The sequence below is a fragment of the Mesorhizobium sp. M0408 genome, assembly GCF_040321495.1.
GTDB lineage: Bacteria > Pseudomonadota > Alphaproteobacteria > Rhizobiales > Rhizobiaceae > Mesorhizobium.
Genome location: NZ_JAMYRO010000012.1, coordinates 116,035 through 126,616 on the forward strand (window position 1 = coordinate 116,035; position 10,582 = coordinate 126,616).

13 protein-coding genes are annotated in these 10,582 nt (G+C 63.1%); 8 read left to right on the forward strand and 5 right to left on the reverse strand.

Features of this window, described 5'->3' with window-relative positions; translation table 11 throughout:
- Positions 1-31 precede the first annotated feature (31 nt).
- On the forward strand, positions 32-883 hold the full coding sequence (locus tag NKI67_RS16225; RefSeq protein ID WP_023677612.1) for a LysR family transcriptional regulator: 852 nt from the start codon (positions 32-34) through the stop codon (positions 881-883).
- A gap of 19 nt (positions 884-902) precedes the next feature.
- Here NKI67_RS16225 and NKI67_RS16230 read toward each other — a convergent pair whose 3' ends face one another.
- The gene (locus NKI67_RS16230) at positions 903-1,658 is read right to left on the reverse strand and encodes an SDR family NAD(P)-dependent oxidoreductase (RefSeq protein ID WP_023677613.1); all 756 of its coding nucleotides are present in this window, start codon (positions 1,656-1,658) and stop codon (positions 903-905) included.
- Between the two features lie 83 nt (positions 1,659-1,741).
- Positions 1,742-2,410, reverse strand: coding sequence for a glutathione S-transferase family protein (locus NKI67_RS16235; protein WP_352645962.1), 669 nt, complete (start codon positions 2,408-2,410; stop codon positions 1,742-1,744).
- 147 nt (positions 2,411-2,557) lie between these two features.
- Between NKI67_RS16235 and NKI67_RS16240 the strand changes: the two genes are divergently transcribed.
- The gene (locus NKI67_RS16240; protein ID WP_031212003.1) at positions 2,558-2,737 is read left to right on the forward strand and encodes a CsbD family protein; all 180 of its coding nucleotides are present in this window, start codon (positions 2,558-2,560) and stop codon (positions 2,735-2,737) included.
- Positions 2,738-2,799: 62 nt separating this feature from the next.
- Here NKI67_RS16240 and NKI67_RS16245 read toward each other — a convergent pair whose 3' ends face one another.
- Positions 2,800-3,930, reverse strand: coding sequence for a metallophosphoesterase (locus NKI67_RS16245; RefSeq protein WP_352645964.1), 1,131 nt, complete (start codon positions 3,928-3,930; stop codon positions 2,800-2,802).
- A 119-nt stretch (positions 3,931-4,049) separates the two neighbouring features.
- Here NKI67_RS16245 and NKI67_RS16250 point away from each other — a divergent pair, with 119 nt between their 5' ends.
- Positions 4,050-4,643 carry a hypothetical protein gene (locus NKI67_RS16250; protein ID WP_352645966.1) on the forward strand — a complete coding sequence of 198 codons (594 nt, stop codon included), beginning with the start codon at positions 4,050-4,052 and terminating at the stop codon, positions 4,641-4,643.
- 49 nt (positions 4,644-4,692) lie between these two features.
- Here the strand turns inward: NKI67_RS16250 and NKI67_RS16255 are convergent, their stop codons facing one another.
- Positions 4,693-5,304, reverse strand: a complete 612-nt coding sequence (locus NKI67_RS16255; RefSeq protein ID WP_352595764.1) for a TetR/AcrR family transcriptional regulator — start codon at positions 5,302-5,304, stop codon at positions 4,693-4,695.
- Positions 5,305-5,454: 150 nt separating this feature from the next.
- Here NKI67_RS16255 and NKI67_RS16260 point away from each other — a divergent pair, with 150 nt between their 5' ends.
- The 5 genes from NKI67_RS16260 (at position 5,455) to NKI67_RS16280 (ending at position 9,898) form a co-directional block, all read left to right on the forward strand.
- Positions 5,455-6,237: an NIPSNAP family protein gene (locus tag NKI67_RS16260; RefSeq protein WP_352645968.1), complete on the forward strand. Its 783-nt coding sequence runs from the start codon at positions 5,455-5,457 to the stop codon at positions 6,235-6,237.
- Between the two features lie 113 nt (positions 6,238-6,350).
- Positions 6,351-7,109 (forward strand): SDR family NAD(P)-dependent oxidoreductase, encoded by a 759-nt coding sequence (locus NKI67_RS16265; protein WP_023677620.1) that lies wholly within the window; start codon positions 6,351-6,353, stop codon positions 7,107-7,109.
- Positions 7,110-7,379: 270 nt separating this feature from the next.
- A complete protein-coding gene (gene fumC, locus NKI67_RS16270) occupies positions 7,380-8,777 on the forward strand; it encodes a class II fumarate hydratase (protein WP_352645970.1) in 1,398 nt (465 codons plus the stop codon).
- 128 nt (positions 8,778-8,905) lie between these two features.
- Entirely contained in the window at positions 8,906-9,340 is a 435-nt protein-coding gene (locus NKI67_RS16275; RefSeq protein WP_023677622.1) for a DoxX family protein, read from the forward strand.
- A 144-nt stretch (positions 9,341-9,484) separates the two neighbouring features.
- The gene (locus tag NKI67_RS16280) at positions 9,485-9,898 is read left to right on the forward strand and encodes a DoxX family protein (RefSeq protein WP_023677623.1); all 414 of its coding nucleotides are present in this window, start codon (positions 9,485-9,487) and stop codon (positions 9,896-9,898) included.
- A 14-nt stretch (positions 9,899-9,912) separates the two neighbouring features.
- On the opposite strand, the gene NKI67_RS16285 is transcribed toward NKI67_RS16280, so the two are convergent.
- Complete coding sequence (locus tag NKI67_RS16285; RefSeq protein ID WP_352645972.1) at positions 9,913-10,542, reverse strand: hypothetical protein; 630 nt, start codon at positions 10,540-10,542, stop codon at positions 9,913-9,915.
- Positions 10,543-10,582: the final 40 nt, after the last annotated feature.

Consider the following 10,582-nt stretch of genomic DNA (forward strand, 5'->3'; position numbering starts at 1 on the left):
GATAGTGCTGACACAGCTATCAGGACTTCTTATGACTGGAGATATCGACGTCAGGCTGCTGCGCGCCTTCGTCACCGTGGCCGATACGGGAACGGTGAGCCGGGCGGCCGATCGGCTTGCCCGCACCCAGGCGGCGGTGAGCATGCAGCTTCAGCGCCTCGAGGGTGAAGTCGGCGCCGAGCTGCTGCGCCGTTCGCCGCGCGGCGTGACGCTGACCGAGGCCGGCGAGATCCTGCTCGCCTTCGCCCGCAAGGCCATCGCGATCGGCGACGATGCCAGGCGCGAGATAGAAGGCCGCAGGCTGGTCGGCCGTGTCCGGCTCGGCATCGTCGAGGATTTGGCGGTAACGCGGCTGCCGTTGATCATCGCCGACTTCCGCCGCCGGCATCCTTCCGTGGAGATCGAGCTGACGTCGGCCAGCAGCAGCGATCTCAGCAAGTCTTTGGGCGAAGGAAGATGCGACATCGTCATGGCCGATCCGGCGCGCTTCACAAAGGCGCCGCGAGGCCATCTGTCACGACAGCTGGTCTGGGCGGCAAGCCGCATGATCGAGATCGATGACGAGGTTGAGCTTCCGCTGATCATCTTCGAAGGCGCCTGCTCCTGGCAGGACAGGATGCTGGCCTCGCTCGCCGAGGCCGGGATCGGCTGGAAGATCGGCTGCCGCGTGTCGACCTTCGCGACACTGATCTCGGCGCTGAGGGCCGGGCTTGGCATCGGCCTTCTGCTGCAGGAAGGACTGCCGCCCGACTGCCAAAGCCTCAACGGACGCTTCAACCTGCCGCCGGCGCCGATGGCGGATTTCGGCGTCTACCTCGCGAGGGACCCGTCGCGGCTGGTCGAGGAGTGTGGCGATTTCCTGCGGGCGGGATTTGAGGCGTAGCGAAAATATCTGACGCCGTTCACCGTTCCTGGTCGGTCGGGCGGATGACGATCTCGTTGACGTTGACGTGTGCCGGCTGGCCCACGGCGTAGAGAATGGCCGCGGCGATGTCCTCGGCGGTCAGCGCCTCCATGGCGGCGAGCCGCTGGTCGAGCCCGGCCTTCGCCGCCGGGTTGGTGACATGGTCGCCGAGTTCGGTGCGCACAAGGCCAGGCTCGATGACGGTGACGCGAACCTTGTCGGCGTAGACTTCGCGGCGCAGCGATTCGGAAAAGCCGACGACGCCGAACTTGGTTGCGGCATAGCCGCTGGCGCCGGGATTGGCGACGCGTCCGGCGATCGACGAGACATTGACGATGTGACCCTTGGCGGCCCTGAGATGCGGCAGCGCCGCCTTGGTGACGCCCATCAGCGCCAGCAGGTTGAGCTCGACCATGCGGCGCCAGTCGTCGAGTTCGGCATCGGCGGCCGGCGACAGAAGCATGACACCTGCATTGTTGACGAGGATGTCGAGGCGGCCCCATTCGGCGACAACCTTGTCGACCATGGCGGTGACATCGTCGTTGCTGGTGACGTCAGCCTCGATGCGGAGCGCAGCGCCGCCGGCCTCTTCGATACGCGCGGCCAGCGCTTCGAGACGATCGGCGCGGCGTGCGGCAATCGCCACCTTGGCCCCGGCGGCTGCGAGTGCCACAGCCGTTGCCTCGCCGATGCCCGAGGAGGCGCCGGTGACGAGTGCGACCTTGCCGGCCAGTGCGGAAGAAACAGATGTCATTGTGAAGTCTCCAAGGCCCCAGCCCGATCTTCAGATAGGCCGCGGGCCGCGAAGTGGAAGACCAGTTTGCCGGTTGCTCGGCTCTATTCGTCTGGGCCGGGCTCCGGCCAAGGCTCTTTCGCCGCCTCGGCATACCAGTGGCGCATCGCCGGCATCGAAAGCACGGCGTCGACATAGGCGCGGGTATCGGTTGTCAGCGTGCCGCCATAGGTGTCGAAGCGGGTGACGACCGGCGCATACATGGCGTCGGCCGCGGTGAAATGGCCAAACAGGAACGGGCCGCCTTTGCCGTATTTTTCGCGGCATTCGCGCCATAGCCCTTCGATGCGCGCCCGTTGTGCCTCACCTTCGGCGTCGAGCGGCTTGTAGCCTTTTGGCCGGCGCAAATTCATCGGCCAGCCATAGCGGACCTCGCGAAAGCCGGAATGCATCTCTGTCGCCGCCGAGCGGGCCAGCGCGCGGGCGCCGATGTCGGCCGGCCAAAGCTCTTTCCCGGGAAACAGCTCGGCGAGATATTCAAGGATGGCAAGGGTTTCCCAGACGATCCGGACCTCGCCATTCGGCAGCCGATGGTTCAGCACCGGCACCTGGCCGGTCGGCGATATCCTGGCCAGATTGGCCGCGGTCTCGGGCGTGCGCAGGCGCACAAGACCTTCCTCGAACGGGATCTCCAGATACTTCATCGCCAGCCACGGCCGCAGTGACCACGACGAAAAACACTTGTTGCCGAGGAAGAGCGTGAATTCAGCCATTGTCCCTCCGGCCCTGTCTGTTCGGGCGTTCTGGTGCACCCTATCCTGTCGGCTTCGCGGCCGGAAGCTATCCCAATCGACGGGCAGAACCCGGAACCTAAGCGATCCGCGACCGTTTCTCCAGGCGAACGGTCCAGGAGATGCGAGATGGTGAACAAGGATCAGGTTGCCGGCGTTGCCAAGCAAGCCAAGGGCTCGGTCAAGCAGACCGCCGGCAAGGCCACCGGCAAGAGGCGCGCCGAGGCCGAAGGCGACGTCGACAAGGCGACCGGCAAGATGCAGAAGGCTTACGGCGACGTGAAGGAGAAGGTGAAGAAGGCGCTTTGACGCCGGCCCTTCGTGAACCAGGAAAAGGCGGCTCGGCCGCCTTTTTGGCCCTCTCCTGCCCGTCAGAAAGTCAGGCTTTTGCTGTATGCATTGGTGAAGGTGACCTCGCCATGATCTCCGGCGGCTTCGCCCAGCACCACATCCATGCTGTTTCCCGTCACCCGCGCCAACGCAAAGCCGCCCATGAAGGCGGCCTTCGGCTTGAATAAATCGAGCCCGTCGCGGCGGTAGATTATCGGCGTCGCGTGCTGGTGGCCATGGAAGATGCCGACGATGTTGTAACCCTTCAGCACAGCCAGCAGCGCCTGCCTGTCGGCTTCGCTCCACCAGTGGGGCGGACCCTTGCCGCCGTCGTCGAAGGTTTTCTCGGCGGCGTCCCATCTTTCGATCGAAAAAGTATCCCAGCCATAATGCTGGAACAGGATGACCGGGCGGCCGTCGCCGGCATAAGTCGCCAGGTCCTGCTTCAGCCATGGCAGGCTGCTGACGGCGCCATGGCCGGTATCGCCGGCGAAACGGTGCGTCTGGACAAGATGCAGGCCGCCCCAATCCCATGAATAGCAATCGGTCGCGACATCGTAGTCGGTCGCCGGCGCAGGCGGCTTGAAGAACACGCCGGGGCGGTGGTTGACCTCGACGTAGTCGCGCATTTCGCGGCGGTACCAGTCGACATGCGAGCGCGGGCCGTTCTGGTCGAGGTCGTGGTTGCCGAGGCCGACATAGACCGGCATGTGCACGCGGTCGGGGCCGACGCCTTGCTGGTAGCGCTGGCTGAACTGAAGCAGTTGCGTGCCCTCGCTGGGCTGGGTGATCTGGCCGCCGCCATCATCGGTGATGTCGCCGCCAACGACGAGGCCGAGCGGCGTGCCGATTTTGCCCGTCGAGCGCAGGGCGGTGGCAACGCCATCGATTTCAGCCGGCCATTGCCTGTCGCCGACGCCGTTGAGTGCGGCGACGTTGCGCAGCAAGGCAGCGTCGGTCTTGCCCTCCTGCTCGCAATGCGGGCTCAATCCGTTCGCCGTGCGGCAGGCATGGACATCAGCGATAAACAAGAAGGTGGCGTCGATCGGCGGGATACGCTGGCCGGTCTGGCCAAAGGCCGGGCGCGAAACGGCGCCGGCCGCGGCAACGGCCGCTGCCTTCATCAGGAACCTGCGCCGGGAAACCGGCCGGGCGGAAATACGATGCATCATGTGCTAAAATTCAGCACGACGCGGACCGGCAGTCCAGTTGCTCGCAAAGTGTGTCGACACGTTCTCCCAGGTCTGGCATTGCTTTCGGCATTCAACTTGCGCGGGCAGAGGAGGACGCCATGAAAGCTACATCCATCGGCATGGCAATGGCGATTCTGGCGGTGACGAGCGCAGCGCATGGCGCCGGGTGCATCGACGCCAAATCGGCCAAGGCCGGCTTCATTCTCGAAAGGGCTGGCATCCACAGCGAATTTCGTCCGGCGGCGGGCGGAATGGTTGCCGTGGCCAACAAATACCAGTCGCAATCGCCGCAGTCGCAGTACCTGTTCGGCGGGCTGATCGAGGTGTTTCGCGACAGCAGCACGGGGCAGCTGGCGATGATCCCGTTTTCCGATCTCAGGAAGGTGTTCCCGCTGAAGGCGGGTGCCAAGAGCAAGATCGTATTTGGCCGTCTCGCACCGAACAAGCCGCCGAAGGGCACCGAGACGCTGGAGATCAACATCAAGGGCAAGGAGACGTTCAGCCTGGGTGATTGCAAATACTCCGTGCTCGCGGTCAAGCAGACGATCAGGAGCGAGGCCGGCGAGATGCGGGACGAGTTTACCGCGCTTTACGCACCCGACCTGCAGGCAGTTGTGGCCAGGCGCTATGACGAGGGCACCAGTGCCGAAAGCGTGGTCGGCTACGAGCTGATCAAGCCGCTGCCGAATTAAGAGCTCGGCCTCCCCGCCTCGGTCATAGTGAGCGACTGTCCTGCCGGCGTCAGAGGGCTCTGTGCAGTATCCTGCTACGTCGCCTCGTTCCTGCCTTGGACGACATAACTCCCTGCTCCAACGCCATCAGGCAGTCACGCAGCACGCTCGCGTCCTGTGCTGTCTTGGCCATCGACATGGCGCCCGAATAGCTGGCGACGGCGAGCGCTGCGAAGCGCTGCGGATCGGTGCCCAGCTCCCGGCCCGCCTGCTGGTCGGCGCTGATCTTGTCGGCGATCGCCTGACGCCAGGTCGAAAAAATGCCGGCAAGGGCAATGCGGAAATCCGGATCGGCAAGCGACAGTTCATGCGCCAGGTTGTTGAGCGGGCAGCCGCGCACGAAACCCTGCTGCTCCAGCTCCGCCGCGACGGCCGCGAACACGGAGCGCACGCCCTCGCGCGCTGAGGGAGCCATCCGCATCGGCGCGATCCAAGTCTCTTCTACGGCGGCGGCGACCCGCTCCTCGATCACTGCGAGCGCCAGCGCCTTCTTGGTTGGGAAATGGTGGTGCAGCGCGCCGCCGGTGACGCCCGCCGTCGCCATCAGGTCGCCCATGCTGGATGCATGATAGCCGCGTGCCTGAAACGCCTCCTCGGCGACATCGAGCACCTTTTTGCGCATGCCTTCGGGGTCGTTGGTGCGTTTTTGAGCCCGCGACCTTGGGCGAGCGGATATCTCTGCTGACATCTTCACACGATAGCAGATTGACAAAACAGGACAATCGGTCTGTTTTGTAAAACAGGATGACTGTCCTGTTTTGGAGCTCGCGCGATGAACCTGCCTTTGAACGCCATACCTAATCCCGATCTGCTCGCCTCGCCCGTCGTCGAACTCAGGCAATACACGCTGAAACCCGGCCGGCGCGAGACACTGATCGGCATCTTCGACAATCAGCTGATCGAGGGCCAGGAAACCGCGGGGATGACCATCATCGGCCAGTTCCGCGATCTCGACCGGCCGGATATGTTCGTCTGGCTGCGCGGCTTTGACGGTATGGAAGCGCGGAAAAACGCTCTGACCGCCTTCTATGACGGGCCGGTCTGGGCTGCCTGGCGCGACGCCGCCAACGCCACGATGATCTCATCCGACGACGTGCTGCTGCTGAAGCCGGCCTGGCCAGGCGCCGGCCTAGACCTCTCGGGATTGCAACGATTACCCCAGGCAGACCTCGAAAAACCGAGCGCAGGCAGTGATTTGCAGGCAATTGTTGTCATCAGGATTCATCAATTGCAACCGGGCCTGGAAGCCCGTTTCGCCAATGACTTCCAGACCGCGGCCCTTCCGGTGCTCGCCGCATTTGGCGCGTCGCCGCTCGCCGCCTTCGTTACCGAGCATGCCGAAAACAGCTTTCCGCGGCTGCCGGTGCGGGCCAGCGAAAACGTCTTCATCAGCATCACCGGTTTCGCCAGCGCCGATGCACATGCCCGCCACGAGGCAGCCTTGGCTGCCTCCCCGGAGTGGCAAGTGTTCGAGCAGAGCGTCCAGTCACGTATGGCCAAGCCGACTGAGACTTTGCGACTGTCGCCAACCTCACAATCGCTGCTTGGGCGGTGAGACGAGGCGAAGTTTCATACGGTGGGATAGGCAGGCGACTTGACCCCGAGTGCCGGCGGCGCTGCTCTGGGGTTCATGCCGCCGGCGGAAGCGGCAGTGCGCGGGAGTGTTGGATGAGACTAGGCGGCAAACGGGCACTGGTCACCGGCGGCTCGGACGGGATCGGGCTGGCAATCGCCGAGGCGTTTTTGCGCGAAGGCGCGGACGTGCTGATCGTCGGCCGCGACGGCAAAAAACTCGACGCCGCCCGCAAGCAGCTCGGGGATAATGTCGAAGCGCTTTCGGCCGACCTGTCGGCCAGCGCCGGCATCGATGCCGTGGTCGAGCATGCCAGGCGCGGCCCACCTGTCGATATCCTCGTCAACAATGCCGGCGTGGCGTTCCTTGTGCCGTTCGAAACCGTCAGCGAGGATCAGTTCCAGCAGTCCTTCGCACTCAACGTCACGGCGGTATTCTTCCTCACCCAGCGGCTGTTGCCGCATCTCGCGCCGGGCGCGGCCTCGGTGATCAACATCTCGTCCTATTTCGCGCATAAGATGATCCCGAAGCGGCCGTCCAGCCTCTATTCGCTGTCGAAGGGCGCGCTCAATTCGCTGACCAAGTCGCTCGCCTTCGAGCTCGGGCCGCGCGGCATAAGAGTCAACGCCATCGCGCCCGGCACGGTCGACACAGCGATGCGGCGCAGGTCGATCGAAAACCTGCCTGAGGCCGCGCAAGCCGAGCTCAAGGCCTATGTCGAGCGCAGCTACCCGCTCGGCCGCATCGGCCGAACCGGCGACCTTGCCGGCATCGCCGTCTATCTCGCCAGCGACGAAGCGGCATGGACCAGCGGCGGAATCTTCGCCGTGGATGGAGGATACACGGCGGGGTGAGGAGCGCGCGCTCTTCCTTCTCCCCTTGCGGGAGAAGGTGGCCGAGCGAAGCTCGGTCGGATGAGGGGTGCTGGACGGATCGCCGACGCCTCGTTTCTTCCAACACCCCTCATCCGGCTCGGCGCTACGCGCCGATCCACCTTCTCCCACAAGGGGAGAAGGAAAAGGCGCTGCTTCAACCGATTTGCATTCCCGTCACCCGCAATCTCCGCTTGAAGGCATTTGTGCAACGCGATACGCCGTTTGCAAATTGCAAACCGGAGAGACTTCGTGAGCGCGCCAGAGACCAGAACCGAAACCGACACGTTCGGTCCCATCGAGGTCGCCGCCGACCGTTACTGGGGCGCGCAGGCGCAGCGTTCGCTGGCCAATTTCAAGATCGGCTGGGAAAAGCAGCCGGCCTCGATCGTGCGGGCGCTGGGCATCGTCAAGCGGGCGGCAGCGGAGGCCAATATGGAGCTGAAGCGGCTCGATCCGGCGATCGGCAAGGCCATTATCGAGGCCTCCCAGGAGGTCATCGACGGCAAGCTCAACGAGCATTTCCCGCTGGTCGTCTGGCAGACCGGTTCGGGCACGCAGTCCAACATGAACGCCAATGAGGTGATCTCCAACCGGGCGATCCAGCTTTTGGGCGGCGTCATGGGGTCGAAGAAGCCGGTGCATCCCAACGACCACGTCAATATGAGCCAGTCGTCGAACGACACCTATCCGACTGCAATGCACATCGCCTGCGCCGAGCGCATCATCCACGACCTGCTGCCGGCGCTAAGACATTTGCATGCGGCACTCGAGGCCAAGACCAAGGCTTTCGCCCATATTGTGAAGATCGGCCGCACCCATACACAGGACGCGACGCCGCTGACGCTCGGCCAGGAATTCTCCGGTTATGCGGCGCAGGTCGCCTCGTCGGTCAAGCGCATCGAACTGACCCTGCCCGGCCTGCAGGAATTGGCGCAAGGCGGCACCGCGGTCGGCACCGGCCTCAACGCGCCGGTCGGTTTTGCCGAAAAGGTGGCGGCGTGTATCGCCGCGATCACCGGCATCGATTTCGTCACCGCGCCGAACAAGTTCGAGGCGCTTGCCGCCCATGATTCCATGGTCTTCTCGCACGGCGCCATCAATGCCTGCGCGGCGGCGCTGTTCAAGATCGCCAACGACATCCGTCTGCTCGGTTCCGGCCCGCGTTCGGGCCTCGGTGAATTGTCGCTGCCGGAAAACGAACCGGGCTCGTCGATCATGCCGGGCAAGGTCAACCCGACCCAGTGCGAAGCGATGACGCAGGTTTGCGTGCAGGTCTTCGGCAACAATGCGGCGATCAGCTTCGCCGGCAGCCAGGGCCATTTCGAACTCAACGTCTACAATCCGCTGATGGCCTATTGTTTCCTGCAGTCGGTACAGCTGCTGGCCGACGCTTCGGTGTCGTTCACCGACAATTGCGTCGTCGGCATCGAGGCCCGCGAAGACAACATCAAGGCGGCACTCGACCGTTCGCTGATGCTGGTGACCGCGCTGGCGCCGACGATCGGCTACGACAACGCGGCCAAGATTGCAAAGGCGGCGCACAAGAACGGCACAACGCTGCGCGAGGAAGCGCTGGCCACCGGGCTGGTCAGCGAAGCCGACTATGAGCGGCTGGTGCGGCCGCAGGACATGACGCATCCGGGGTAAGTTGATCGCGAAAACGTTACCTGGGTGAACAATCCGTAACCAATCTGGCGTCTTTGGTGAACAGTCGGCCTGCGCTAACTAGACGGGTATCCCAAGCCGTTTGGCCAAACCCTTCTGGAGAGTTACGCATGTCCACCAACACGTCCACCAACACTTCGTTTGCCGGTTCCGGCACCGCCGCCGGCGCCTCGGGCACGATCCTGCTCGGCCGCATCCTGCTTTCGGTCATCTTCCTGCTTTCCGGCTTCGGCAAGCTGACGGCGATTGCCGGCACGGCCGGCTATTTCGGCAGCCTCGGCCTGCCGCTGCCGATGGTGACCGCCATTGTCGTCGGCCTGATCGAACTGCTTGGCGGCCTCGCCATCCTCGTCGGCTTCCAGACCCGGATCGTCGGCTGGGTGATGGCGATCTTCACCGTTGCCACCGCATTGGTCGCCCACACCGGCTGGGCCGATCAGATGCAGATGATCAATTTCCTGAAGAACGTTGCGATTGCCGGCGGCTTCCTCGTGCTGGCCTCCTCGGGCCCAGGCGCCTATTCGATCGACGCCAAGCGCGGCTGAAGCAGTCCAGCATTGCTTGGACAAAAGGGGTGCGGAATTTTCCGCGCCCCTTTTTCGTTGTCGGTTTGTGCCCTTCGGTCCGCTGACGGAAAACCTGCTAAGATCGGGCGCCAGGCCAAGCGGCCGTCGACAACGGAGGTGAAGATGCCCCGCAATGCGCTGCTTCTGCTTTCCCGATTGCTGCTCGCCGCACTTTTCGTTCCGTCCGGCTTCCACGCGCTTACTGACGTTGCCGGCACATCAGGCTATTTTGCCGGCCTCGGCCTGCCGCTGCCAACACTCGTAGCCTGGGCGACGGGCCTGTTCGAGCTGATCGCCGGACTGCTCATCCTCGTCGGCCTCAAGACGCCGATCGTGGCGCTCCTGCTTGCCGCGTTCTGCATCGCGGCGGGCTTCATCGGCCACTATGGCCAGGGTGGCGACGATCCGACGCTGACCTTCATGCATTCACAGATGCTGATGAAGGACATCGCCATATCAGGCGGTTTTCTGGCGCTGGCAATGGCCGGCGCCGGCGCCTATTCGTTCGATGGCCGGGCGTTTGGGACCCGCGCCTGAGCAAGTCACCCGGTTTATTTGGTGTCCAGAAAAACAAATTTTGCGAGACGGCTTACATTGACAGGCACCGACGCTAGGGCGCTGTAGTAGCCCATCCGCCCAACGCCGATGTACAGACAAAGCTGCTGTTTTTCTACCGCTGCAGCCACCCACTCCGATCCGAAGTCGTTTGGGTCCCAAACGTAGTTTCGAAGGTTGCTGTCTATGGCGACATATACATAACCATCTGATTGAATCAGTTCTTTTCTCTTGAGATACGGCAACAGATCGACTCGACCAAAAATGGGCTTGGTCGATCCGCCAATGGTCTGAGCCCTGTCGGAAAGAGCTTGGTCAATACCTCTTGAACATGGCTCGAGCCTTGAAAACAAATCGCTCTTCGACAGCGATTTCATAAATTTGAGAACGTCCGTGCTTGGCTTGAATACAAAGTAATTTATGCGCTCCCCGTTCTGGGGTGTTCTCAACATCCTATGAAAATTGAACGGCATTCTGACGCCTATCCCTTTGGGATAATGTCGATCCAGATCGAACGTCCCCTTGGCCACGACGGACAGAGTATAAAGCGTCTGGCCACTGGCGGTGCCCGCGAAGACGACGAAGATCGCTGCAACCAACAGCTGAAGAACCTGCCTGGATCTCATGGTCTTCCCCCTTCCTAAACTGTCACGTGCGACGACGCAG

Coding starts and splice junctions, on each gene's coding strand:
- NKI67_RS16255 (WP_352595764.1), bottom strand. CDS start 5,304: ATGCGCAAAAAGGTGCTCGATGTCGCCGAGGAGGCGTTTCAGGCACGC.
- NKI67_RS16285 (WP_352645972.1), bottom strand. CDS start 10,542: ATGAGATCCAGGCAGGTTCTTCAGCTGTTGGTTGCAGCGATCTTCGTC.
- NKI67_RS16235 (WP_352645962.1), bottom strand. CDS start 2,410: ATGGCTGAATTCACGCTCTTCCTCGGCAACAAGTGTTTTTCGTCGTGG.
- NKI67_RS16275 (WP_023677622.1), top strand. CDS start 8,906: ATGTCCACCAACACGTCCACCAACACTTCGTTTGCCGGTTCCGGCACC.
- NKI67_RS16245 (WP_352645964.1), bottom strand. CDS start 3,930: ATGATGCATCGTATTTCCGCCCGGCCGGTTTCCCGGCGCAGGTTCCTG.
- NKI67_RS16280 (WP_023677623.1), top strand. CDS start 9,485: ATGCCCCGCAATGCGCTGCTTCTGCTTTCCCGATTGCTGCTCGCCGCA.
- NKI67_RS16250 (WP_352645966.1), top strand. CDS start 4,050: ATGAAAGCTACATCCATCGGCATGGCAATGGCGATTCTGGCGGTGACG.
- NKI67_RS16260 (WP_352645968.1), top strand. CDS start 5,455: ATGAACCTGCCTTTGAACGCCATACCTAATCCCGATCTGCTCGCCTCG.
- NKI67_RS16265 (WP_023677620.1), top strand. CDS start 6,351: ATGAGACTAGGCGGCAAACGGGCACTGGTCACCGGCGGCTCGGACGGG.
- NKI67_RS16230 (WP_023677613.1), bottom strand. CDS start 1,658: ATGACATCTGTTTCTTCCGCACTGGCCGGCAAGGTCGCACTCGTCACC.
- NKI67_RS16240 (WP_031212003.1), top strand. CDS start 2,558: ATGGTGAACAAGGATCAGGTTGCCGGCGTTGCCAAGCAAGCCAAGGGC.
- NKI67_RS16225 (WP_023677612.1), top strand. CDS start 32: ATGACTGGAGATATCGACGTCAGGCTGCTGCGCGCCTTCGTCACCGTG.